Genomic DNA, 25,412 nt, shown 5'->3' on the forward strand with positions numbered 1-25,412 from the left:
GCAAGACTCTTTGTTATTCTAAATGTGAGGAAATGCTCAAGCATTCTATTAAATTATTAATACATTACTTGAAGTTTGACGATATTCCCATTCCTGGAGCATTCATACCTTGATTCAGCAACGCCCGGATTTCTTCTTCTACGACGGCTTTTTTCAAATGGTTGAGACTCATAACTTTAGGACTCCTGAGTGCAGATTCGTCGGATTCTTGAGAGGTAAAAACTTGTAGGACTCGATTCGTTGGCTCGATCGATAGCTAGGCTGCCACAATCAGAGTAATGTTGTCAATTCCGATGACGCGAACCACGTCACCTGGTTGAAAAGTCATCTCTTGCTCGCATTTTGCAGGCCACCAACTGTTTTGGAAGCGCACGCGGCCGGACTCTTGAGGGCGAATTGCTTCATCGACGATCGCTTTTTCGGAATTGTCAAAAGTCATGATTGCTGGCTCCTGATTATAAGTTTGGCTGAACTTTGAGATGCGAAAAACTGATTGCTCGACTCGCTACCAAAAATAATTGGTTTAAAGCCTCCACCCTTGTAGGCAGAAATTAAAAAAGACTATTCATTACTCGAATCCTCTTCCTTAATAGGTAGAGGTCGCCCTCTGGCTGTCAACTGTCAACTGTCAACTGTCAACTGTCAACTGTCAAAACTAGGCTGTGACAATCAGGGTAATGTTGTCAATTCCCACAACTCGAACCACATCGCCGGGGTGAAAAGTTATGTCTCGATCGCATTTTGCAGGCCACCAAGTGCTTTGAAAGCGCACCCGCCCGGACTCTTGAGGGCGAATTGCTTCATCGACGATCGCCTTTTCATCAGTGTTAATAGACATAGCTGCTGGCTCCTGAATGTATGTTCGACTTGATTGGTGCGGATGTCAGAAGCTTGTCGGTCAACTTCCCCTCCACACTCAACAGTCTGGCAGGTCAACCTCGGCTGTGTCAGTCGGCAAAAGTCCTTATAAGTCGGCTGTTTGAGCGTGTAAGCGAGTCGGAAAAAGTCTGTTAGAGTTGTTTCATATAGGTAAGTAACGCTAAACCTGGTGACTCAATGGAAGCGGATCAAGCACTGGATTTTACTAACTCGTTACTTGTGGCTCGAAACCTGAAAACTCTTGACAACCTTGACAGCGCGATCTTTCGCGAAGCATGGATGGGGGTGCAAGGCAGGACGTACCAACAGGTTGCAGAGAGTGAAGGATATGGAGTAGGGACTGTTAAGGATGCTGCTTCTAATTTGTGGAAGCGCCTTTCAGCTTTGTTTGGAGAAGGCGAAAAAGTTAAAAGAGATAACCTGCAAGCGGTAATAGATCGATATTGGCGCAGCACTTTACTAGAACCCCAGTCGGGACAAATTGTTCCGCCGCGATCGTCTCTGGGGCTAGATTCGGAGTTGGAAATCGAAAATCCCAACTTTTTGGGTAGGTCTCAGGCGATCGAGGATCTGAATACTTTGGTCGCCCAAGGCGCTAAAGTGATTGTGATCCAAAGTGCCGGCGGTATGGGCAAAACGACTTTAGCCAGACAGTACCTGAAATCTCAAGGGTTCGATCGCGTCATTGAACTGCTGATGGCAAAAGAGACAGAAAACCTCACAGCCTTAGAGAGTGCGATCGAAGAATGGTTAAAGCAAGACTTCCAAGAAGAACCAGGGCCAGACTTTGGTGTCACCCTCGGGCGGCTGAAGCGGCAACTTCAGACTCTCAAAGTCGGCGTCTTGATTGACAACTTGGAAGCCGCCCTCGACGGACAAGGCAAGTTTATTGAACCGCACCGGCTGTACGTCGAACTGTTGCGAGTTTTGGCTGACGCGGCGGTGCAGTCGGTAACGCTGATTACCAGTCGCGATCGACTTTGCGATTCTGACGTAACCGTCGAACACTACCTGCTTCCGGGATTGGATGTGGAAACTTGGCAGCAGTATTTTAGCGATCGCAACATCAAAATAGATCCTGTCGCACTCGGGGAAATGCACAAAGTTTACGGCGGTAATGCCAAAGCCATGGGCATTCTTTGGGGCACAATCCGAGAAGATTTTGACGGAGATATGGCAGCCTACTGGCTGGAAAATAGCGACGATCCGTTGGTGGAAACCGACTTAAAAAATCTAGTTACCAGTCAATTCAACCGCCTGCAAGAATTAGATCCCGAAGCCTATCAACTCCTCTGCCGCTTGGGCTGTTACCGCTATCAAGACGTGCCGACAGTCCCTAGTGACGGACTTTTGTGCCTGCTTTGGGACGTACCCGAAGCTGGGCGCAGACAAATCATTAAATCGCTGTTGCACCGATCGCTAGTCGAGTCCCAAAAAGGCGAATACTGGGTGCATCCAGCAATTAGAGAAGAAGCAGTCGATCGGCTTTCGCCCGCAGACTGGGACACCGCCAACCGCAAAGCAGCCGAGTTTTGGACGGATAGCGTCGAGATTATTGAAACAGTAGAAGATGCGCTGAAAGCTTTTGAAGCTTACTATCATTACGTGGCAATTAGCTGTTTCGAGCAGGCCGCTAGCGTCATCCTCAAAAAAATCAATATCCAGTTTGCCAAAGACTACAAGCTCGGACGAGCGCTCTATAAACTAGGTTTCTTGCAGCCAATAATTTCAGCAACTACTCGCATCGTCAACAATGTGACTTCTGACTATTATTTGAGCGGTCTTTACAGTATTTTAGGCGTTTCTTACAGAATATTGGGCGATATCAATCAAGCCATAGAATGTCACCAAATATCCGAAAGAAAAGCAACTAAATGTCTGCAAAATATAGCAAAAAATAGCGAACCGGAAAACGGCCAAAAAGCTAATCTAGAATTTTGGAAACTTAACGCTGCAATCAATATAGGGTTTTGCAAAATAGAAATGCTGGAATTAGAACCAGCTCTGGAGATATTTGCCAAGATGAAAAATTCGCGGGAGGAAATCGGGATTATCGGGATTAACAGTTATTCGATCGAGGTCGGGTTAGCTTTTCTCAACTCCTGTGTGGGAGTCAAAAAAGCTGCCAAGGAACTCGCCGACAAACTATATGCCGATCGCGAAGAGAGTCAGTTAGTGGGTACGGGATACAAGTTAGTGTTTCTAGCCAGCACTTACAAAAACCTCGGAGATCCAGAAAAAGCTTTGAGCTTGTACAGTCAGGCGATCGCCCAGGCAGACGAAAACCAGTACAGCACCGTCAAAGCCAAAGCTCTTAGCGGTATAGCTGCCCTGTACCGAGAACGAGGAGAATTTGACCAAGCCATGCAGCACCATGCAGAAGCAATAGAAATACTCGATCTGCCCAGCGCTAAATTAGACCGAGCCGAAGCTTGCTATCAACTCGCACTGACAGAACAAAAACTCGGTAACATCGAGAAAGCCCAAGAAAATTTCGATCGCGCCATTCAACTGTTCAGCGAAATGGACGCCAGCAAACAAGTAGAAAAAGTACAGTTTGCCGCTACCAAAAATCCCGAAAAAATCCCTAATTAACTGAGAAACAAAGGAAAAAAGATACAATAAAGTAAAGCACAACAATAAAATTTCTAGACATGAAACTAAAACGATTGGGACACGTAGCCGTCTGCGTGCAAGACATAGAGAAAGCTGCTGAGTTCTACAGCAAATTGGGAATGGAGTTAGTTTGGAAAGATGCAGACTGGGCTTATTTGAAAGCAGGAGATGACGGACTGGCGCTGTTGAGTCCGACTTACGACCAAGCAGGGCCGCATTTTGGGTTTGTATTTGACGATCGCACCGAAATGGAATCCGCCTACGAACAACTCAAAACTGAAGGTGTTTCCGTCACCCAGATTCACGAACACCGCGACGGTACAGCGTCTTTTTACGGCAGAGACCCCGACGGTAACGGTTTTGAGTACCTTTACGAACCTGTCTGAGGTCGATTAGTCAACTTCTGGACGTATTAGAAGCAGAGAAACCGGGTTTTTTATCTAATTTGTGACCATAACCAAGGATTTTAGTAAAAAACCCAGATTTATGACTACTTGTACGTCCAGGAATATCAAATTTTGTCGATCGTGCGAGGTATAGCCTTTCTCAAAAAGATGAGGTATAACTGACAGCTCGATAACCCCTTAAACGTATAGGGCTGAAGCCCAACAACGTCCGCGAATCTTTGTGAGAACCGCTATATCGACAATTTACCAGCGACGCACCATATCGCAATGGTTTTATAAACAAGCACAACTATTATCTAACAATCTTTTGTGAAAATGGTATAAATTGCGGACAGCAACCCACTTTTCGCCACTAATACACGAAATGTCAACCCTCAATCAGACGGAAAAGCCCGGTTTCTTGGTGCAGGAGCCCGTAAGCCATAGAATGATGGCCGCAGACACTGCGATCCCGTGGGAGACGGCCCGGAACCTCCGTACAACTGGCAGAATAAAGTAACATATTGACACCAATGCTTCTAAACTACGGTGCAGGCTCAGAATCCAAAATATATCCACAACTTCCGAAAATCGGCTCTAAAATCTAAAATCTAAAATCTAAAATCTAAAATCCTCATGTTCCAAAGAATACAAGTCAGAAACCGCTGGACATCGATCTTCAAACCCTGGGAAGAAGCAGATCCTTGGCTGTTTGCCGCTTGCATCGGCCTCACCATCTTCGGCGGAATCATGATCCGCAGCGTCGAAATCAACCAGGGATCGATCGACTGGTGGCGGCACTGGGCAACTGGCGGAGTCGGTTTGTTCCTCGCCATCATCATTTCCCGCTGTCGCTACCAAATACTGATGGACTGGAAATGGCAGATTTACGTAATTATTAATTTGTCGCTGATCGCAGTGCGGTTTATTGGTACTACAGGGCTCGGTGCCCAGCGGTGGATCAATATCGGCGGCTTCTACCTGCAACCCTCAGAATTTGCCAAAATAGGGATGATTATCACCTTAGCGGCTCTCCTCCACGACAAGACTGTCCCTACAGTGCGCGATATGTTGAGAATGCTGGCGATTATGGCCCTGCCCTGGGGATTGATCTTTGCCGAACCAAATTTAGGTACTTCGCTGGTGTTTGGCGCGATCACAATGGGGATGTTTTACTGGGGTAATGTTAATCCCGGTTGGCTGATATTGCTGTTCTCTCCTCTATTCTCAGTTCTCCTCAATAACGTGTCCACACCGATTTGGATAGCCTGGGTAGTCGTTGCGGGTATTATCGCTTGGCGAAGCCTACCTTGGCCTTGGCTGGGGACTTTCGGTGCTGTGCTAGTGAATGTGGTGTCGGGACACGTCGGACACGTATTTTGGGGCGTGCTGAAGGATTATCAAAAAATGCGCCTGACAGGGTTTTTGAACCCCGAGAAAGACCCTTTAGGTAGTGGATATCACTTGATTCAATCTCGGATTGCGATCGGGGCTGGGGAACTCAAAGGCAGAGGTTTGTTTCACGGAACCCAAACTCAGCTTAACTTTATTCCCGAACAGCATACGGACTTTATCTTTTCAGCGATCGGCGAAGAATTGGGCTTTATTGGCTGCATTGCAGTGCTGTTGGTGTTCTGGATCATTTGTTTCCGCTTGGTGACGATCGCACAAACTGCAAACGACAATTTTGGTTCCTTGCTGGCGATCGGCGTACTGTCAATGTTAATTTTTCAGGTATTCGTAAATATTGGGATGAACATAGGCTTAGCGCCGGTTACGGGGATTCCGCTACCTTTCCTGAGTTACGGGAATGCGTCGCTGCTGAGTAATTTTCTCGGATTGGGATTGGTAGAGGCGGTAGCGAACCAGCGACAGCGCAAGAAGCGTTGGAATTAGCACATGATATTTTTTGAGGACTGAAGTCCTCACTACAAACAGAATAACAGGTTTGTAGTGAGGACTTCAGTCCTGATATAGCGGTTCTCAGTTATAAATTGTAGGGTGCGTCGCTTGCTGGCCGCCCGGTTGAGGGCGAGAATTATTCGTAGCGACGCACCCTACGTCTCTGAGGAGGACTTCAGTTATAAATTGTAGGGTGCGTCGCTCGCCCTCAGCCTGGTTGAGGGCGAGAATTATTCGTGGCGACGCACCCTACGCCTAGGTAACTGTCAATTGTTGAAATATCAGCAGATTACTCGTTCATATTCTTGTAGAGATGCAACAATTGCTAGACAAGATGACTACGGAACTAAGCGGTAGCGGATCGCTTCAGTAATTAATTATCCGGTTGATGTATCTGTTGGTAAATACTCTTGTTGTGGTGGCAAGAGTATTTTTTTGTCTGAAATCGCGATCGAAAATTGGCAAAAAAAATACATCCCTTAGTAAGGGAGGTACGTGATAAGGAGAGGGGGTAAGAGGTTAGACCTCTGTTAATTCAACTGATTCGCTTACGCCCAGGTAGTGCCTGAGTATTACGTCAACACTGTTACCGCAAGCGGTAGCTATGTGAAGCAAGGCATTGTTGTTATGAGCATTGGCGTGCGCTGTGAGCGTGATATACGTGTGGCGGGTGTGATACTGAGGTAGATATTTGCTGATTAAACCTTGTTCAGCTAACCGAGTGACTATACCAGGGTAGAAGTGGTTTACCTTTGTGCCATCAACCATCTTAGAGCTATGACTCCCCCGCCATACGTTGCCTATAATTGCCTGTAGCATATGATTACCTTCAGTATTCGCAAAAACTAAGCCAAATTTCGATGTTGCTTTTATCCCAGAAAGTAAATTTTTTAACCGAGATTTGTTGCTGAAATAAAACAATCTTGTTTCACCCGTTTTTGTTTCTTTCACTTTTTTCGTTGAGATACCCAACGATTTACTGAATCGGATTATTCCGCGATCTAAATCAACATCATTCCAAGTGAGTGCCAAGGCTTCTCCCGTTCGACATCCTGTAAGAAAATAAAATTCAATTAATGGCGCTAACGCCCGTCGATTGACGCGTCTCGATTCGTAAAAAGCCTTGATAATGATGTCACGTTCATCCTTGGTAAAAGCGCGTCTGTCATCTTCTAGCGTTTTTTCATCCCGTATTTCATGCCATTCTTTTTCCTCCCCGTTAACAATTCTGCTGGCATACTTTTGTTGGGTGGTTATAGTAGGCGTATTGTACTTATCTAGTACAAAAGGGTTCTCAGTTGTTGGATTGACTAATGTGCCTTTTGATTTACAGAAGTCAAAAGCGCGACTAAGTTCATTCAACAACTGACTTTTTTTAGAAACACTTATTTCTGCAACCATTGTTTTAATTTGCTGAGCATTATCTAGCGATAAATACAACAAGCTCTTAATGGCGTTGGAGAAATGCTTTTCATATGTAACCTTGAACGTCGTTTCTTCAATGACAGTTCTCTTCCATTCTAAATAGGCTTCCCACATTGTCCCCACAGTAATTTCGGGTTGCGCTTGTACCACGCCTGGCAACTGAAGTACGTCAGCTAATTTGGCATATTTGCCACCTAGCAAGCCCGCCAAGCCGTACTTTTCAAGCGTGCGATCGAACAACTTTTCCCACTCAGGATGATCTAAGTCATCCTCCATCTGAGCGGCTATCAACTCGGCACGCCTAACGTCGGTCGGATCAGACGCTGAGAAGCCTGCCTTACCTAGGTAGAGGTACTTTGGCTTGCCCTTGCGTGATTTACCGTCCATTAGTTCCCACAGGGGTGTGTGCCTCTTGGGAAATGAAAGGCGGATGCTACCTCTGTCGATCGTAACTTTTACGTCACAAGCAGCCTGTGCTTTATTTTTGGCGTACACGGTGTTTCTCCCTTTGAAATGATTGTAACTATTGGTCTGTAAAGGTTCTGTGGTTTCTATAGATTTTCTAGATTTGGTCTAGATTATCTCTGTTTACTAGCTAGGCGCCTAACTTAGGCGCCTGTGTGTAATGAGTATAGAATGGTTTGCAGATTACTCGTTCATGTTCTTGTAAGTAGCAACCGCCGAAGGCGAACTCCGGTTTAAATAACGGAATATCCAATACTTAAATACCGTATCCAAGATCACGGGAAACGTCGCAATAAACAGAAAGATAAACTGCCTATTTTCTGGGAGTCCCAAATGCCTCGACAAACCTTCGAGAATTACTTCCCAACCGTGCGGCGAGTGGAATCCCACAAACACATCGGTAAACAAAATAATTACAAAAGCCTTCGCACTGTCGCTGAGTCCATAAACTACGTCATCCATGAAAGATTTTAAAACTTCAATCTCTTTCTTGTTTGTGACGAGAATCGCGGCAAAGGCAATCACGGAAATCAAATCGGCAAAAATATTTTTAATTGCTCCACCGCTTTCTTTGCGGTATTCCTCAGCTAGCTCAACTGCTTTCTCGGCAACCTTCTTTTCTTTTTCCTCTGGAGAAAGTGACGGTGCTATGCCAATTAAAGTGTCAAATTTTAGATGATTTTCAAATCGCTCTAGTTCTTTTAAGGCTTCTTCTTCTAGGTCAACATTTATGAATAATGGAGCATTATGCTTGACTCGAAAGTGGTCAATTACTGGCCCCACTATAAAGTTCTTGGAAATTTGATTTGTTAACAGCGGAACTAAAATCAAAAGCAAAACAAATCTCAGAGAAATGACTGTTTTTACTTTAGAATTTCGGAAATTTCTAACTACCTCTTTTTCCGCTTCCGGATCTAACTCTTTAGTAATTCGATTCAAAGTTCCCAAAAGCGATCGGGGTAATAAATTTACCTCTTCAGAGCTAGTGTCAACCTCCCCATGAGTTTGATTGCCATTAGCTAATCCTTGATTGGCGTTAGGTTGAGAACTGCTTGTAGATTTCACCTGCACGTTTACCGAACTGACAAGTGGGACAATGGCAGTTGATTTACTATTATTAATATACTTGTCAATGACTCCATCAATAAACTCTAGCTTCTCGAATACCAGGGACGATCGATCTTTATTCTCTAAACCTAATCCTTGTTGGTGGCGCTGGGCGCTGTTACCCGCCTGCGGTTTTGCCCCCACGCGATCGGGCAATTCCAAAAAAGAACGGCTAGCATTAAACTCAACCATTCTCGTTTGGATGACCTTGAGGTATTTTTTCAGTTCGGATTTAAAGTAAGACAGGGTGCTGTGTCCGTAATCTCCCGATCGCTCGGAGATGCCTTGGCCGCCAAAATGCTCATCTTCGATCGCCTTAATTGCTAGCGCAGCATCATAGGCTTGTTCTAGTGCCCTTTCAGGCGTTTCTCTATACCACTGGTTAGCGCTGTAGAGATATTTTACAAACCTGTTCCACAGAGAAGTATTCATAGCTGGAGTCCATTAGTTAGTAGCAGATATTAGTGATTAAAGTATTCATGGTATGGTAACAAATTTAGATAAATTAGGAACCGTTTCCGCAGATTCTATTTGGATTGTAGGAGGCGCTCGCAGTGGCAAAACAGCTCGCTTAGTCGAGCAGTTTTGCGTGTGGAGCAAAACTGTCAAGCCCTTGCCCGCAAACGTTTCAAGCCGCGGGCGTTCCGGGCGGTGGCGGGCAGGACAAACAGCCCCAGCAATTTTAGTCTTAGCAGCTAACGGGGACAATCGGTTGGAATTGGCCGATCGCATCGCCATAGCTACCGAAGGAAAATATGCCTTTCACTCCACAACACCATTCGGTTTTTTTGAGCAGGAAGTATTGCTATTTTGGCCGCTGCTTTTGCAGTCGCTGGATTTGAAGGCTCAATTTCCCCTGCGGCTGCAACCTGAAACAGAATTGGAACTTGCAGCCAGACTCTGGCGTCGCGAGTTAGACGAAGGGATTTTGCAACAAACAGGGGTAAGTCCAAATCGCATGGTGCGTCGAACTCTAGACTTATTACAACTTGCTGCTGTCAGCGGTACGCCCAGAGAAGAAATTCCCCACATTCTCCAACAGGGATTTGCCGCTGGTGACGGCTCGAATAGCCTGTGGACTAGCATGGGAGAGTTGCTCGAAAGGTGGCGGGAATGGTGCTTGACGCGGGGGCTGCTGACTTACGGGATTGTCTGCGAACTCTACTGGCGCTATTTGTTGCCAAATGTCACTTACCAGCAGCAGTTGGCTTCTAGATATCAAGCTGTCATCGCCGATGATGTTGACGATTATCCAGCCATCAGCCGTCATTTGTTCGATCGAATGCTCGACACTGGCGCAGCGGGGGCCTTTTCCTACAATCCGGATGGAGGAGTGCGTTTGGGTTTGGGGGCTGACACGGAATACCTCGCCCAACTCGAAAGCCGCTGCGGCTTGGTGGAAAATTTGGACGCACAAGCCGGTTTATCCTCAGAGATTGGGGATTTGGCCGTAAGTTTGGCAGTAAATTCTGACGGTTTTTATCCTTTAGGCTTGAGTTTACCAGGCTCGGTTCGATCGCTCGAAACCACTTCCCGGGCGCAACTGCTGCGAGAAACCGCCGAAATTATCGTGGATGCGGTGAAGTCAAAAGCTGTCGAAGCGCAGGAAATCGCCGTAGTTGCTCCTGGGATGGATGCGATCGCCCGTTACAGTTTAACCGAAATTCTCGCCCGAGATGGTATCGCAGCCGAATCGCTCAACGATCAGCGTCCCCTATCGACTACGCCAGAGATTCGAGCTTTGCTGACTTTGCTAGCGTTAGTTTATCCTGGACTAGGCCGTTTAGTCGATCGAGACGCCGTAGCCGAAATGCTAGTAATTTTAGGCAGCCAGAAACACCGGGAATTGCCGGAAACAGCAGAAGATAACCCCAATTTCCATCTAAAATCTCAAATCCAAAATCTCAAATCGATCGACCAAGTGAGAGCAGGTTTAATTGCGGATCACTGTTTTTGTCCTGATGTCGATCGACCTCAACTTCTGGCAATTACAGCCTTTCCCCGGTGGGACAGAGTGGGACACAGAGCAGCTTTTGCCTACGAGCAAATTGTAGAGTGGATCGAACAACAGCGATCGCAACAACAGGAGCGGCTGTTACCCAGTCCCATTGCGCTGATCGATCGAGCGATCCAGAAATTTCTCATCAACGACAGATATCTGCCGTTCGATCGGCTAGCAGCCCTCCGAGAGTTAATGGAAACCGCCGCCCACTACTGGGAAATACACGCGCGAATGCAGCGTGTAGAACCCACAAACGGGGGCGACTCAGAAACAATCGCCCGGTTCATCCAGTTGTTGCGCCAAGGAACCGTCACCGCCAACCCGTTTCCAGTCCGTTCCCAAGGCCCAGAAGCCCAAGCCGTCACCCTCGCCAACATCTTCCAGTACCGCAGCAGCCGCCGCGCCCACAAATGGCACTTTTGGCTGGATGCCGGTTCGCCCCTGTGGCTGAGCGGCGGTGCGGCGACTTTGTTTGGTGCACCCTTATTTGTGCGATCGCAATTGGGGCGTCCCTGGGGAACCGAAGACGAAACGGCCGCCGACCAACAGCGACTGCGGCGAATTCTGGTAGATTTGTTAAGTCGTTGTTCTGTGCTTTACCTTTGCCACAGCGAACTAGCCGTCAACGGCCAAGAGCAAACCGGGCCGCTTCTGCCTCTCATTAACAGCTCTGTTTCTTTTGATACTCCCCAGCCCTAAAGGGACGGGGATTCTTGAAGAGTCCTGATACGAACTTTCACTCGTGGAAATCAAGGCGCCTCTACCCGCTCAGCTTAAATAAATCCAAGCTTTGCGTATACTTTTAGCTTTTTTATGCTTTCGGAGTCCATCACTAATGCCAAAGATACGGTACGCTCAACAACCTGCCATTATTTGCCCTTTAACTGTTCCGAAGCGAAGTCGGATATGTCCGTTGCCTGGATTTCTCAGAACTAGGATGTCTCAACACGTAGATGGTTATTCTTACTTACTGCTCCATTTTATCACAAATACGCTTAGGCGGTTGAAACCGCCGCCGACTTATCCCCGTGTCTCGCATCCAGGGGCCCGGCGGGCTCGTCCTTCGGTCAACAGTCACCCTAAGCCATTGGGCAACAAGCAGGAGGAAAGAAAATTATGAATGCCAAGATTTTCATTTTTTCTACCTCTGGATAGATACTCGGGCTTTACTCGCAGCCTGACTTCTAGATTCGAGGGAAATTGGGGGAGATAAAAGTGTACCCAAAACAGGTATCAAAACGTGCAATCATTAATATTTTTAGCTCGAAATATATCAGAGTTAAAAAATATCTATAGCCCTTGCAATTTTGATTTAGTATGCTAGAAATGAGCGAGATTATTAATCAATTTTAAGCCAGATTTGTGGCAACAAGCTGATACTAATCAGTTCTTAAAGTTAATCGGGATCGTTGTTGATAAGGAGCCAAAATAATGCCCAGTGCAGTACCAATTATTATAGTTGAGCCAACGCCAACGCCAACGACGCCAACGCCAACGACGCCAACACCAACGACGCCAACGCCAACGACGCCAACGCCAACGACGCCAACGCCAACGTCGCCGACACCAACCCGGACGCCAACTCCCTCTGACGACACATTTGGCGGCATAGACGACACATTGGGCGGAGGAAAAGGTACCGTACCCTCAATCATTGGGGGCGTACTTCGGGGAACAGAAACCAACGACTCGTTAGTTGGGAGTCCCGGCCCCGACGTGATTTCCGGGCTGCAAGGCAATGACAACCTGCAAGGATCGGCCGGCGACGATTTACTATTTGGTAACGATGATGAGGACGTATTGTTTGGCGGCCCCGGCAACGACGTGCTCGACGGCGGTTCAGGACTCGATACCTTGTACGGAGGCAAAGGGGGCGATTCCCTCGACGGGGGAAATAACCCCGATTTGTTGTACGGCAATGACGGCAACGATACGGTAATTGGAGGTGAAGGCAAAGATACAGCCTACGGCGGCAAAGGCACCGACAGCTTGCGCGGTGGGTTGGGCGACGACAGCTTTTTGGGCGATCGCGGCGATGACGTTCTCTGGGGCGATCAAGGTAATGACTCGCTCTTCGGTGGCGAAGGCGAAGACTTGCTATTTGGCAACGAAGGAGGCGACTGGCTCTACGGCAATGGCGGCGCGGACACAATTTTTGCAGGTGACGGCGACGATATCGTGTTCGGCGGTGCTGGGGACGATATCGTGGACGGTGGTGCTGGCAACGATATTCTTTGGGGCGAAGCAGGCAAAGACATAGTAGCAGGAGGCGAAGGCAGAGATGTCTTCGTGATCGGTACCTTCAGTACCCCCGGTGGCAGCAGCAGCAACGGCACTAACCCAGCATTTCTCACCACAGGCGGCCCGGATATCGCCGATGCTGATATTTTCACAGACTTTCGCCAAGGTGAAGATGCGATCGGGCTGAGCGGCGACCTCAAGTTTGAAGATTTGGTAATCTTCCAAAGCACCGACAGCAAAGCCGGCAGCACCATTATTCGCAACGGCGTCAGCGGCGACTTTTTAGCAGTATTGCCCGGAGTAGACAGCAGAACCCTGGGACGCAGCTCATTTGTAATTGCCCCCGTAGTTCCAGGTAGCGCCACCCCACTGCCGGCTCCCACGCCGACTCCGAGTCCGACGCCGACTCCCACACCGACGGCAAGTCCGACTCCCACACCAACTCCGACACCGAGTCCGACTCCCACACCCACAGACACTCCGACTCCCACAGACACTCCGACGCCGAGTCCGAGGCCAATCTTCCCCACGCCGACGGCAAGTCCGAGTCCAACGCCGACGCCGACAGGAAGCCCGACACCAACAGCAAGTCCGACGCCGACAGGAAGTCCGAGTCCGACACCTGTCAATCAGCTTCCAGTCGCAGTTAACGACAACTTCACTACGGTTTCAGGTCAAACTCTGAGTTTCAACGTTCTGTTGAACGATACCGATGCAGACAAGAACCCTTTGACGGTTACGACTTTTACCCCAACAGCCAAAGGAACTCTGACTCCCTTGGGCGGTGGCGACTTCAAATACACCCCAAATGCTGGCTTCTCTGGTTCTGACAGCTTCAGCTACTCGATCTCAGACGGCAACCGCGGCACGGCTCAAGCGACAGTAACTATCAACGTCAGCAACCCTCCACAGCTAGTTATTAACGACGGTGTGGTAGTTGCCAAAAGTGCTCCGACTCAGACAATCACCGCCGCCGATTTGTTGGTGACAGATCCCGACAACCCTCCATCGGAAATTGTTTACACGATTACTAAAGCCCCCGACGCTACCAGAGGTTTTGTGCAAAGGGGTACCACATTTCTCAACGTGGGCGGCAAATTTAGCCAAGACGATGTCAACAACAACATCGTCAAATACAACTTGCTAGCAGGAGGTGGCAGCGACAGTTTCACCTTTACAGCCTCCGACGGGTCTTCAAAGATCGGGCCGGCATCGTTCAGCATTACGGTGGTAGATAATATTGTCGATCGCACCGCACTTCCTGCCAGCAGCTTTACAGGCAGCAACCTCAGCGACTACATCATCGGCGGGGCAGGCAACGATACCATCTCAGGCGGTGCCGGGGACGACATCATCGACGGCAGGGGCGGCGACGACTTTGCATTCGGTGATGCAGGCAATGACTCGCTGCTGGGCTCGATCGGCAACGACAACCTCGACGGCGGACTGGGCAACGACACCGTCAATGGCGAAGACGGCATAGATTCGCTAACCGGCGGACTGGGCAACGACCTGATGTTCGGCGGCAATGACAATGACATCATCTCGGGCGGTGACAACGGCGACACCATTGACGGCGGCGCTGGGAATGATTCGATATTGGGAGAAGCCGGCGAGGACTCGATACTTGGAGGCAGCGGCACCGACACATTATTGGGTGGAATTGGTGACGACTCGATCGAGGGCGGTGCCGGCGACGACATCCTCGATGGCAGCATCGGCAGAGACTTGCTCGATGGCGGTATCAATAACGATTCGATCTCCGGCGGCGATAGCGAAGACACCATTTTAGGTGGAGAAGGCAGCGACACCGGACTCGGAGGTGCGGGCAACGACTACATATTAGGCGAGGGCGGCGGCGACTCCCTGTTGGGCGAAGCGGGCGACGACACTGTAGACGGCGGCGCCGGTAGCGACTGTCTCAGCGGCGCCTTCGGCAACGACTTGGTATTGGGTGGCGATGACAATGACTCGCTTTCCGGCGGTGCGGGCAATGATATTTTGGGCGGCGGGAACGGTTCTGACTTGCTCACCGGCGATGCTGGTAATGATTTCTTCTACTACGAAACTCCGAGTGAAGGTGTAGATATCATTACTGACTTTAATGCTAACGGCACCGGTACCGACAGATTCTTGTTCAGGTCGTCAAATTTCGCAGGTTTAACCAACTCGGGAACTACTAACGATTTCACCAGTTTTATCGTCAGGAATATCGGCAGTGGCGGCGACAACATCAGCAAGCAAGAAGTGATTTTGTTTGAATCTAAATTTGACAACGCTCAAGCAATCAATGCAGTGTTGAAGAATCAAAACGGTTCGAGCAAAACAGGAGCTTTCTTCGTGTACCTGAACAATACTTTTAACCAGTATGTTCTCGGCTTTGACCCGAATGTGGCAGACGACAGTCTTCCAGCTTTCGATTTGGCAGTGTTGAATTCTATTCCTACAGTGCCGGGAGCTCTTAGCACCGTCATTACTGCCTCTGACTTTAAGTTTATCTAATCGTTTTTGAGTAGCGTCGCAAGGAGTCCGAAAAATGCCCAGTGCAGTACCAGTAATTATCATACCGGAGACCACTCCTACGCCGTCGCCGGGGACTTCTCCTACGCCGTCGTCGGGGACGGGGACTTCTCCAAGTACAACAACGGGGACTTCTCCAACCACAACGGGAACGAGGACTTCTCCGATAATGAGTGGGACGGGGACTTCTCCAATAATGAGTGGGACGGGGACTTCTCCAACCACAACGACGGGGACTTCTCCAAGTACAACAACGGGGACTTCCCCGACAACGATGGGGACAGGCCCGGGGATTTCGATCGTACCGGTGCCTCGACCAACTCCGACTGTACCCACGCCTCCCCCACAGCCGCTGTTTGTCGATGGTGTAGTTGTCGCCAATGACGGGAATAACTATTTAATCGGCAGCTTGTTCAACGACACGATTTCCGCGCGCGACGGGGACGACACGGTTCTGGGTCGGGACGGGGACGATATCATCAGGGGCGAAGACGGTAACGATTATCTCAATGGTGGCGCTGGTAAAGATATCGTTGAAGGCGGGCGCAGTAATGACAGCGTGCGGGGCGGCAAAGGCGATGACTTGGTTTCTGGCGACCAGGGCAACGATACTGTTTTTGGCGACCAGGGGAACGATGTTGTCTTGGGCTCTGAAGGCAACGATACGCTGTATGGCGGTAAAGGCAATGACTGTCTGCGCGGAGGTGCCGAAGACGATCTGATTTTTGGCGACAAGGGCAGTGACACTGTTTTTGGCGACACGGGCAATGACTGCCTGATAGGCGCTGCGGGCAATGATATTCTTTTGGGCGCCGACGGCGGGGATGTCATCAGCGGCGGTGTTGGTAACGATACTGGTGAGGGTGGCGAGGGTGATGACCTGCTATTTGGAGGAGATGGCAATGATGCTCTGTCTGGAGATGCTGGGGATGATATTCTGACGGGCGATCGCGGGTCTGATACTCTGACAGGAGGCGAGGGTTCGGATATCTTTGTTCTCGGTAGGGTGGGTACGTCGGTTTCTAGTAGCGGGTTTCTGACTACTGGCGGCCGCGAGATCGGTGATGCTGATTTAATCAGAGATTTTAAGCCAGGAGATTCGATCGGCTTGGCTGGAGGTCTGAACTTTACACAGTTAAACATCTTCCAGGGTCAAGGCTCGAATTCTAGCAACACGATTATTCAGGACAAGCAAACTGGCGAATTTTTGGCGGTGTTGGTTGATGTGCGACCTGGTTCGCTAGATGAATCTAGGTTCACTACGGCTCGAATACCGCGCGTAGAAGATAATCCCTTTACTATTCAGGGAACAAGTGTTTCTCCAACACCGAGGGGGACAAGTCCTTCTCCAACGCCGACGGGGACAAGTCCTTCTCCGACACCGACGGGGACAAGTCCTTCTCCGACACCGACGGGGACAAGTCCTTCTCCAACACCAACGGGGACAAGTGCTTCTCCCACACCCTCAACGGGGACAAAACCTGTTACGACACCGCCACCGACTCCAACTCCGACGACTCCAACTCCGACGACTCCGACTCCGACGACTCCAACTCCGACGACTCCGACTCCGACGACTCCAACTCCGACGACTCCAACTCCGACGACTCCAACTCCGACGACTCCAACTCCGAGTCCAACTCCATCACCGGGGACAACTCCGAGTCCAACTCCATCACCGGGGACATTGCCGACACAGATTCCGAGTCCGAGTCCATCACCGGGGACAACTCCGAGTCCGAGTCCTTCTATAGTCCCGACTCCAACTGCGACAACCCCAACTCCTCCGCCTTTTGGTGGGGGGCCAGTTCCGCCGAGTTTTACCACTCCAACTCCTAACGAACTGCCGATCGTCGAAACTGGTAAAACGCTGACAGCTTTGCAAAATTCGCCCCTGTCTCTCAGCATTTCCCAGCCCACGGATCCAGAGGGCCAGCCATTGTCGATCGGAGTAATCGGAGTGCCCAATCCGAATTTCGGTCAAGTGCTTGTCGGTACAACTCCGATCGCCCTGAACCAAAAATTAACAGTTCAGGAATTACTCGGCCTGCAATTCCAACCTAAAACTGATGTAATCGGGTCAGCCGGTTCCTTCAGCTACAGCGTAGCGGACGATCAAGGTGGCACCGCAGCAGCCTCAGTCGCGATTAACATCAACTCTTTCAATACATCGTCAACCCTTCCGACTAGCCTGCCGCCGGTGCTTGGCGATGATGGCATCGTATTTACGAATACGAATAATCTGCTACCGACGTTCATCGACGTACTCGCCAACGATTCCAGCCCACAAAAAGGGCCACTCAGCATTATCAATGTCGGCACGCCAAAACTGGGCATAGCTGTGAATCTCGGAACTCAGGTGCAGTTCATCCCCGGCAACGTAGCGGGTACAACTACTTTTACCTACAGCGTCAGCGACGGATTCGGGACAATTCCGGGCACAGGTACGATCGCCGTTTCAATCTTGCCGGCGGATAGCGGGCCTAACAGGTTGGTTGGTGGCTCTTTACCGGACAATTTGAACGGTTTTGCAGGGGCAGATACTGTTGACGGCCAAGGCGGCAACGATACGATAAACGGCGGCTTGGATAACGACGTGCTCGTAGGCGGCCTGGGTGCAGATACCGTAACGGGCGGCGGCGGCAGCAATCAATTCCGCTATACCAGTCCTGCGGATGGTGGCATAGCCTTTGATGCAGCTTCTTCGGCGGCCATCAATGCTGCGATCGCCGCGGGCGGATACGATGTGATTACTGATTTTACCGGTCTCGGTGTGCCGATCGCCGATCAGTTTAACTTTGCCCCCGGATTCCCAAATCTCAATAGTGGCACTCTAGTTCTACTGAACGTGCAGACAACTGTTTCTGCAAATATTCTAGGAGGAAGTGCATTCTTGTTTGCCTACGATTCCGGCGGCAATACATACATCATTTATGACGGCAATGGCAACAACCTCGCCGGCAACGATTCTCGCATTTTGGCGAAGTTAAATGGTGTAACAGGAGTTACTTCTCTTTCAGGATTTGACTTCACGTTTATCTAGGAATAGATCGCAAAAAAGCGCAGAAGACTGGGCGGTTGAAACCGCGCCTATACAAACAAAACCCGCCTCCGCGGGTTGAAGACCAGAACAGCGGGCTGTTGAAATTATGTTATTTTCTTCAGTCCGCGGAGGCGGACTTTGTTTGTGTAGACGCGGTTTCAACCGCCGTCTTATCTAAATCTGATTTTCCTCAGAAAAAAGTCCCAACAAAGGGCCGAGAATCGCGCCAAAAACAAAGCCGCCGGCGTGGGCCCAATAGGCAACTCCCCCGGATTCCATGCCCACACTTGCCGGCGCATTCAAGGAAGCCAAACCGCTCAATGCTTGCTGTGCAAACCAAAATCCGAGAAAGAAGAAAGCGGGAACTCTGACTGTAGTAATAAAAATGCCCAAAGGTAGTAAAGTAAGAACTTTGGCTTGGGGATATCTGAGAATGTATGCGCCCATCACGCCTGCGATCGCGCCGCTAGCACCTAGGGACGGAATAGCCGATGATGAGGAAAAATACCACTGAGTTAGTGATGCTAAAACACCGCAACTAAGGTAAAATATTAAATATTTTACGTGACCTAAACGGTCTTCTACGTTGTTACCAAAAATCCACAAAAATAACATATTTCCGGCAATGTGGAGAAAGCCTGCGTGCAGGAATTGCGAGCTAATTAGCGTCGTCCATTCGGGAAATGGCGAAACTGGCAGAGACACCCGACACATATTGCTTAACTGGCAAGGAACTACCGCCCAAGAGTAGAAAAATTGCGTTAATTGGCGATCGCCCAAACTGAGTTCGTACAAAAATACTAATACGTTGGCAGCAATCAGCCCGAAGGTAACGTAGGGAGTGATACTGGTGGGATTGTCATCGCGTAAGGGAACCATAGTTTTTTTATTCTCAACGTCAAAATATTGGGAATAGGATAGCGTTTTTGCAGACAAAAAGTCTTCTGTCGGAAGGAAGAATTTATTAGTGATCAATCATCAGTCATTAGTCATTAGTTATATCATGTTCGATCGATTACCATCATAAAAAAGGTTCGTAGTGAGGACTTTAGTCCTTATAATCGAAGGACTAAAGTCCTCACTACAAACGAATCTTATTGTGGTCATTCGCTCGGACATGATAATATTAGTCAACTGTTTATCTGTTGTCAGGATTGCCGTAAATTATTTGGGAAACTTTAGGGGATTTGTCGGGAAAATTGGCTCACTATCTTAGATACCGGAATTATTGTGTTTTTTGTACCAGCACTAAAGCTTTTGCTTCTTGACAAAATGACAGAGATTAGGCTAATCTCAGAGAGCTGATTAAGACGACTGGTTTACTAATATTGTTAATGGCTGGAAAAGTTGCAATCAAAGAAGATACGAAACTTGCTCTGATTAAAGCAGGGCGACGAATTATTGTGGAAAAAGGATACAACCACGCCGGAATTCAGGAAGTTTTGCAAGCGGTAGGGGTTCCGAAAGGTTCTTTCTATCACTTCTTCAGTAGCAAAGAAGAATTCGGTTTGGCGATTATCGAGTACGATTCCCAAATGCACGATCGCATTGTCGAACAGTATTTAGGCGATACCAGTCTCACTCCTCTGAATCGGCTGAAGCGTTACTTTACTTTTAAGTTAGAGGAATTTGAAACTCTGCAATACCGGGAAGGCTGTTTGTTTGGCAATCTTAGCCAAGAAATGGCTGACCAAAACGATCGCTTTCGCCTGCGGTTGCAAGAAGCTACGGATCGTTGGCGAGATCAGTTTGCTGAGTGCATTGAAGCTGCCCAAACTGCGGGTGAAATCTCCAAAAAGCAAAAGGCTCAAGACTTAGCAGAGTTTTGTTTAAATAGTTGGGAAGGTGCTTTGTTGCAAATGAAAGTGAGCAAAAGTGATGCTCCTTTGAAGAACTACATTCAGTTTATGTTTGGGATGATTTTAAAGTAGCTTAAAAAGTGGCGGACGAGTTGGATTTGTCTCAATTTAACTTGTCCGCAAGTTTTGGAACATAAAGTAGATTCCACATTTATGAAGTACACCCGCTCCCTGTCGGGAGTTTCAATCCCCTTGCGGGGAAAAGTGAATTGCGACGATATCAAGGGTGAATTTGATACACAAGATATTTGGGAAAGTTTCAATCCCCTTGCGGGGAAAAGTGAATTGCGACTTAAAAAGAATTCATGACAACTTTGATGAATTAAGTTTCAATCCCCTTGCGGGGAAAAGTGAATTGCGACGCTAATCAAGAGTTCCCACTGCTTAAAGTCTACCGAGGTTTCAATCCCCTTGCGGGGAAAAGTGAATTGCGACTTGAGATGTTACTCAACCAATTAAACTATATCAAGTTTCAATCCCCTTGCGGGGAAAAGTGAATTGCGACAATATACAAGGATGGCTGGGCCCAAAAATATCAGTTTCAATCCCCTTGCGGGGAAAAGTGAATTGCGACACGGCGTATTAGACGTTAGGAATGGCGATCGTAGAGTTTCAATCCCCTTGCGGGGAAAAGTGAATTGCGACTCAAATAGAGGTAAGATATGAGTAAAGCAATTGCTGTAGAGTTTCAATCCCCTTGCGGGGAAAAGTGAATTGCGACCCGACTCCTGCAGCGATTCCATAGTTGATTAATTAGGTTTCAATCCCCTTGCGGGGAAAAGTGAATTGCGACAATAAATAATTTTAGACCAAATCAAAGATCTAATGTTTCAATCCCCTTGCGGGGAAAAGTGAATTGCGACTCAATAATCAATGCGGTAAGAGCAGAAAAAGAATCTCAGTGGTCTGTATTTGGTGTTTCAATCCCCTTGCGGGGAAAAGTGAATTGCGACCAGAAATTTAGATGTGGAATATAACCTGACTGTTGGGTTTCAATCCCCTTGCGGGGAAAAGTGAATTGCGACCGCAAGAGACAATTAATTACTCTTTAGATGTATTGTTTTCTAGTTTCAATCCCCTTGCGGGGAAAAGTGAATTGCGACTCTTAAAGTGTAGCAACTCTGGTTACTATATAAGCCAACAGGTTTCAATCCCCTTGCGGGGAAAAGTGAATTGCGACTCCGTATACGACGAAGATGCTGAACAAGTTTACATTTCAAGTTTCAATCCCCTTGCGGGGAAAAGTGAATTGCGACATGAAATCGAAAGACTGAAAGGCTATATCGCCCACGATAAGGTTTCAATCCCCTTGCGGGGAAAAGTGAATTGCGACACAGTATCAATATACTAAACATTTCATACGATCTTTGCGTTTCAATCCCCTTGCGGGGAAAAGTGAATTGCGACTTACTACCGAACGCCGGGTTAACAAGAGGGTATATAAGTTTCAATCCCCTTGCGGGGAAAAGTGAATTGCGACTCTAGAGGCATGGTTTTGCAATGTTTCCCTTAAAGTTTCAATCCCCTTGCGGGGAAAAGTGAATTGCGACGCAAATATTCCTTTTTTTCTACTTCTTCAAGGGAGGTTTCAATCCCCTTGCGGGGAAAAGTGAATTGCGACTTTTAGTACAAGATAATTGTGAGGGTACAAAAGTTAAGTTTCAATCCCCTTGCGGGGAAAAGTGAATTGCGACTCATGAAAGTTTATCAACTAATCATCCTTTTAGTAGTTTCAATCCCCTTGCGGGGAAAAGTGAATTGCGACACGAAAGTGGTCATCAAATACCGATTGTGAGTAGTTTCAATCCCCTTGCGGGGAAAAGTGAATTGCGACCCCTCGTTGTGGAAGCCATGCCCAGTAAAGGTTCTAAAAGCCGTTTGCGACCGCCTCTTATGCTGAGCTCACTTAGAGCCGAAAATCAACTGTCAAAAATCGCTGAAACCCTTACTGGATAAGTAAGCGACCGCCTCGACGAGAGAATAGGTGTTTCAGCCATTTAGCGAGGCGGTCGCATGGCTAAATGATTGAACTGCTAAAACACTACTTTAAAGTATTTAATTTTCTAGGTACTGGTGCTGTTGATTTGGGTAGTAACTAACACGACAAGTTTATTTTAGTGTGTGTGGATTTACTACTGGAATCTAGCAATGAAGGCATAATAACCTACATTTCTCTGGCTGTCAAGTGTCAAAAAAAATACTTTCAAAGAACGATCGAAGTCGAGGGCTGAGTCACCGGTGGGTCAGAGTCCCAAGTATTGACAATTAGAATAGACTGGTCTAATTTAAATGTAAGCAGGTTAGGACAAGCCTTTGGCGACTCGTCTCAAACCTGAATCCACCCACAGTTTTTCGGTAGATTGGAGCATCTCACAATGAAACGGACATCAAAGTTAATGCCGATCGCGTTGTTCGCGCTTACTCTGACTGCGATCGCCTGTACTTCCGCCACCACCAATCCTGTGCCACCAGCCGACACATCCCAAACTCAGGCTACTCAAATAGCAGATACTCGCGACTCTGCCACTGCACCCAAAGTTGGTCAACTGGAACTCGTGGCGAATCTGAACATTACTCCAGGCAATATTACGGTGTCTCGCACGGGACGCATCTTTGCCAGCGTCCACGGAATGCGCCGCGGGACTGCTCAATTAATTGAAATCTTTCCTGGGGAGAACAAATGGAAACCTTTTCCCGATGCGGCTTGGAATGCTGCGCCAGGTAGCGGTAAGGATGTGTTGAATACAGCGCACGGAGTGGCGATCGACAATCAAGACCGCCTCTGGGTCATCGATCACGGCAATTGGATGCCCAACAACCAGCCCGCAGCACAGCCGAAGCTGGTGGCTTTTGACATCAACACGGGTAAACTCGCCTTCCGCCTGGATCTTGACTCATCGGCGGCTCCGAATGGTCAAATTTTGCAGGATCTGGCTGTGGATACAGAGCGAGGCTTTGTCTATATTGCCGACAGTGGCGATCGAGCAGGCATTTTAGTCGTTGACACGAAAAATCGCCGCACTTGGCGCTGGGAGGGACATCCGTCCCTTCAGGCTGAGAATATTGACATGGTTGTGGAAGGCAAAAAACTGTCCTTCCGCCGTCCCGATGGATCGCAGAATCCGGCACGGATTGCAGTGAATCCGATTACTCTTTCTGCCGATCGCGAAACCGTATTTTATGGCGCAATGACGGGTACTAAATGGTACAGCGTCCCAGCTAAGTTACTCCGGGAACAAGCCTCATCCCAGCAACTGGCTCGATCGGTTAAATTAGTCGGAAATAAGCCGATTTCCGATGGCATCAGCACCGATGCAGAGGGCAATCATTTCATCACGAATTTGCCAGAAGATGCGATCGATGTTCTCAGCAAAGACGGCAAATTAACACGCCTCGTGCAAGATAAACGCTTTCTCTTTGCGGACAATGTACGCTTTGGTGCAGATTCTTGGCTCTACATCAACATCAATCAACTCCATCGCGCTTCGATTTTTACGGGTAAACCCACCGATGCAGGAACGCCGCCTTATCAAATCTTCCGCGTTTGGACAGGTACGAAAGGGCAGCCCGGACGATAGAAAATAGCTGTTTGATGATGAGAGAAATCTGGAACACAACCAACGAATTGCTCCGATGTCGAGACGGTAAATTGCAACAAAAGGCAAGCAGTATGCTGACCGTAAAACAAAAAATATCACGAAACAAATCGCTGTTTTTCGCTGGCTTATTTCTGGGTATCTTGGTCTGTATCGGTTCGTTCGGTACGGCTTTCTGGGCAATTCAACCGTCTCCGGCGATCGCCCGATCGCCCACTGTTTCCGCCAACAATCCCCTCGGAATTGCCCTCGAAGGATTGCCCTATCCTCATCCGGTTCAGTTTTTGAATTTAACAATCGAAGGGCAGCCTGTCCGCATGGGATACATGGATATCCAGCCTAACAATCGCGCTAACGGACGAACGGTTTTGTTGCTTCACGGGCGGAACTTTTCCGGTAACTATTGGCAACCGACGATTCAAGCACTTACTACCGCAGGTTATCGCGCGATCGTCCCCGATCAAGTTGGATTTGGCAAATCTAGCAAGCCGGATGTTGATTACAGCTTCGATATGCTGGCCATGAATACCGTGCAGCTTCTGGATGCGCTGAATATTCAAACTGTCGATGTTTTGGGGCACTCGATGGGTGGAATGTTGGCGGTGCGGTTAGCGCGGCTTTATCCAAACCGCATTCAGCGAGTGGTATTGGAAACACCCGTTGGATTGGAAGATTATCGCTTGAAAGTGCCGCCTCAAACGATCGAACAATTGCAGCAAGATGAGTCTTTGAGCGATCCAGGGGCGATCGAGCGATTTCTCCGAAACTTTGTCAAAACCTGGGTTCCTGAACGCGATTTGCCCTTTGTTGAAACTCGCATTCGCCTCAGTCAAAGTGCCGAATACAGCCGTTGGACGCGGGTAATGGCGCGAACTTGGCAGATGATTTACCGAGAACCGATTCGCTACGAGTTGTCTGCGCTGACTCAACCGACACTATTGATTATTGGTTTGGAAGACAGAATTGCATTAGGGCGCGCCTACGTTAGCCCGGATGTGGCTGCTACAATGGGAAATTTTTCTGAACTTGGTCGCTTTGCAGCAAAAGCGATTTCTCGCAGCACTTTAGTAGAGCTTTCAGGCATTGGTCATATGCCTCACCATGAAGCGCCAGACCAATTTAATCAGGAGTTGCTGCGGTTTTTGTCAAAGTAATACAGCATATTCCAGGTTCATGAAATACAATTTGTAGGGTGCGTCGCTTCCTATACCTTAGATAAAACTTGCAGATTTACAGGTGGCGACGCACCTTACACGAGATATTGCCCGCGATCGTATGCACCACATATACATGGAATACACTGTAGATAATTTTCGTCTTTGTTCGGGAAGTTGCAGATTTTGCATTTTACAATCTCCTAATATCTTATTT

General features: G+C 48.3%; 14 protein-coding genes and 1 CRISPR repeat array. Of the genes, 9 read left to right on the forward strand and 5 right to left on the reverse strand.

Annotated features, from left to right (window positions below):
* Positions 1 to 256: 256 nt before the first annotated feature.
* On the reverse strand, positions 257 to 439 hold the full coding sequence (locus tag QZ938_RS18470; RefSeq protein ID WP_293144766.1) for an NfeD family protein: 183 nt from the start codon (positions 437 to 439) through the stop codon (positions 257 to 259).
* Positions 440 to 655: 216 nt separating this feature from the next.
* Entirely contained in the window at positions 656 to 838 is a 183-nt protein-coding gene (locus QZ938_RS18475) for an NfeD family protein (protein WP_293144759.1), read from the reverse strand.
* A gap of 218 nt (positions 839 to 1,056) precedes the next feature.
* On the opposite strand from QZ938_RS18475, the gene QZ938_RS18480 reads away from it, so the two are divergent.
* The 3 genes from QZ938_RS18480 (at position 1,057) to rodA (ending at position 5,777) form a co-directional block, all read left to right on the forward strand.
* The gene (locus QZ938_RS18480) at positions 1,057 to 3,474 is read left to right on the forward strand and encodes a tetratricopeptide repeat protein (RefSeq protein WP_293144756.1); all 2,418 of its coding nucleotides are present in this window, start codon (positions 1,057 to 1,059) and stop codon (positions 3,472 to 3,474) included.
* A gap of 59 nt (positions 3,475 to 3,533) precedes the next feature.
* Positions 3,534 to 3,881: a VOC family protein gene (locus QZ938_RS18485; protein ID WP_293144753.1), complete on the forward strand. Its 348-nt coding sequence runs from the start codon at positions 3,534 to 3,536 to the stop codon at positions 3,879 to 3,881.
* Between the two features lie 636 nt (positions 3,882 to 4,517).
* Entirely contained in the window at positions 4,518 to 5,777 is a 1,260-nt protein-coding gene (gene rodA, locus QZ938_RS18490) for a rod shape-determining protein RodA (protein WP_293352680.1), read from the forward strand.
* A gap of 525 nt (positions 5,778 to 6,302) precedes the next feature.
* Here rodA and QZ938_RS18495 read toward each other — a convergent pair.
* Both QZ938_RS18495 and QZ938_RS18500 read right to left on the reverse strand, forming a co-directional pair.
* Positions 6,303 to 7,703: a tyrosine-type recombinase/integrase gene (locus tag QZ938_RS18495; protein ID WP_293144747.1), complete on the reverse strand. Its 1,401-nt coding sequence runs from the start codon at positions 7,701 to 7,703 to the stop codon at positions 6,303 to 6,305.
* Positions 7,704 to 7,856: 153 nt separating this feature from the next.
* Positions 7,857 to 9,212 (reverse strand): proton extrusion protein PcxA, encoded by a 1,356-nt coding sequence (locus QZ938_RS18500; RefSeq protein WP_293352682.1) that lies wholly within the window; start codon positions 9,210 to 9,212, stop codon positions 7,857 to 7,859.
* Positions 9,213 to 9,264: 52 nt separating this feature from the next.
* On the opposite strand from QZ938_RS18500, the gene QZ938_RS18505 reads away from it, so the two are divergent.
* From QZ938_RS18505 to QZ938_RS18515, 3 genes are all read left to right on the forward strand, one after another.
* Positions 9,265 to 11,481, forward strand: a complete 2,217-nt coding sequence (locus tag QZ938_RS18505) for a recombinase family protein (protein ID WP_293352684.1) — start codon at positions 9,265 to 9,267, stop codon at positions 11,479 to 11,481.
* 732 nt (positions 11,482 to 12,213) lie between these two features.
* Positions 12,214 to 15,525, forward strand: a complete 3,312-nt coding sequence (locus QZ938_RS18510; protein ID WP_293352686.1) for an Ig-like domain-containing protein — start codon at positions 12,214 to 12,216, stop codon at positions 15,523 to 15,525.
* A gap of 34 nt (positions 15,526 to 15,559) precedes the next feature.
* Positions 15,560 to 18,586 carry a calcium-binding protein gene (locus QZ938_RS18515; protein ID WP_293365618.1) on the forward strand — a complete coding sequence of 1,009 codons (3,027 nt, stop codon included), beginning with the start codon at positions 15,560 to 15,562 and terminating at the stop codon, positions 18,584 to 18,586.
* Between the two features lie 174 nt (positions 18,587 to 18,760).
* Here the strand turns inward: QZ938_RS18515 and QZ938_RS18520 are convergent, their stop codons facing one another.
* A complete protein-coding gene (locus QZ938_RS18520) occupies positions 18,761 to 19,465 on the reverse strand; it encodes a rhomboid family intramembrane serine protease (protein WP_293352690.1) in 705 nt (234 codons plus the stop codon).
* Between the two features lie 455 nt (positions 19,466 to 19,920).
* Between QZ938_RS18520 and QZ938_RS18525 the strand changes: the two genes are divergently transcribed.
* The 3 genes from QZ938_RS18525 (at position 19,921) to QZ938_RS18535 (ending at position 25,195) form a co-directional block, all read left to right on the forward strand.
* The gene (locus QZ938_RS18525; protein ID WP_293352692.1) at positions 19,921 to 20,517 is read left to right on the forward strand and encodes a TetR/AcrR family transcriptional regulator; all 597 of its coding nucleotides are present in this window, start codon (positions 19,921 to 19,923) and stop codon (positions 20,515 to 20,517) included.
* A gap of 108 nt (positions 20,518 to 20,625) precedes the next feature.
* Positions 20,626 to 22,279: a CRISPR direct-repeat array (repeat unit 36 nt; unit sequence GTTTCAATCCCCTTGCGGGGAAAAGTGAATTGCGAC).
* A gap of 541 nt (positions 22,280 to 22,820) precedes the next feature.
* The gene (locus QZ938_RS18530; protein ID WP_293352694.1) at positions 22,821 to 24,023 is read left to right on the forward strand and encodes an L-dopachrome tautomerase-related protein; all 1,203 of its coding nucleotides are present in this window, start codon (positions 22,821 to 22,823) and stop codon (positions 24,021 to 24,023) included.
* Positions 24,024 to 24,037: 14 nt separating this feature from the next.
* The gene (locus tag QZ938_RS18535; RefSeq protein ID WP_293352696.1) at positions 24,038 to 25,195 is read left to right on the forward strand and encodes an alpha/beta hydrolase; all 1,158 of its coding nucleotides are present in this window, start codon (positions 24,038 to 24,040) and stop codon (positions 25,193 to 25,195) included.
* The last annotated feature ends 217 nt before the right edge of the window (positions 25,196 to 25,412 follow it).

It is taken from the genome of Microcoleus sp. CAWBG27 (assembly GCF_020883145.1).
GTDB lineage: Bacteria > Cyanobacteriota > Cyanobacteriia > Cyanobacteriales > Microcoleaceae > Microcoleus.

What these genes read in the sequence shown, in the direction of transcription:
- QZ938_RS18470 (WP_293144766.1), bottom strand. Translation starts at nt 439, where the DNA reads ATGACTTTTGACAATTCCGAAAAAGCGATCGTCGATGAAGCAATTCGC.
- QZ938_RS18525 (WP_293352692.1), top strand. Translation starts at nt 19,921, where the DNA reads ATGGCTGGAAAAGTTGCAATCAAAGAAGATACGAAACTTGCTCTGATT.
- QZ938_RS18515 (WP_293365618.1), top strand. Translation starts at nt 15,560, where the DNA reads ATGCCCAGTGCAGTACCAGTAATTATCATACCGGAGACCACTCCTACG.
- QZ938_RS18500 (WP_293352682.1), bottom strand. Translation starts at nt 9,212, where the DNA reads ATGAATACTTCTCTGTGGAACAGGTTTGTAAAATATCTCTACAGCGCT.
- QZ938_RS18485 (WP_293144753.1), top strand. Translation starts at nt 3,534, where the DNA reads ATGAAACTAAAACGATTGGGACACGTAGCCGTCTGCGTGCAAGACATA.
- QZ938_RS18535 (WP_293352696.1), top strand. Translation starts at nt 24,038, where the DNA reads ATGATGAGAGAAATCTGGAACACAACCAACGAATTGCTCCGATGTCGA.
- QZ938_RS18510 (WP_293352686.1), top strand. Translation starts at nt 12,214, where the DNA reads ATGCCCAGTGCAGTACCAATTATTATAGTTGAGCCAACGCCAACGCCA.
- QZ938_RS18480 (WP_293144756.1), top strand. Translation starts at nt 1,057, where the DNA reads ATGGAAGCGGATCAAGCACTGGATTTTACTAACTCGTTACTTGTGGCT.
- QZ938_RS18475 (WP_293144759.1), bottom strand. Translation starts at nt 838, where the DNA reads ATGTCTATTAACACTGATGAAAAGGCGATCGTCGATGAAGCAATTCGC.
- QZ938_RS18530 (WP_293352694.1), top strand. Translation starts at nt 22,821, where the DNA reads ATGAAACGGACATCAAAGTTAATGCCGATCGCGTTGTTCGCGCTTACT.
- QZ938_RS18505 (WP_293352684.1), top strand. Translation starts at nt 9,265, where the DNA reads ATGGTAACAAATTTAGATAAATTAGGAACCGTTTCCGCAGATTCTATT.
- rodA (WP_293352680.1), top strand. Translation starts at nt 4,518, where the DNA reads ATGTTCCAAAGAATACAAGTCAGAAACCGCTGGACATCGATCTTCAAA.
- QZ938_RS18520 (WP_293352690.1), bottom strand. Translation starts at nt 19,465, where the DNA reads ATGGTTCCCTTACGCGATGACAATCCCACCAGTATCACTCCCTACGTT.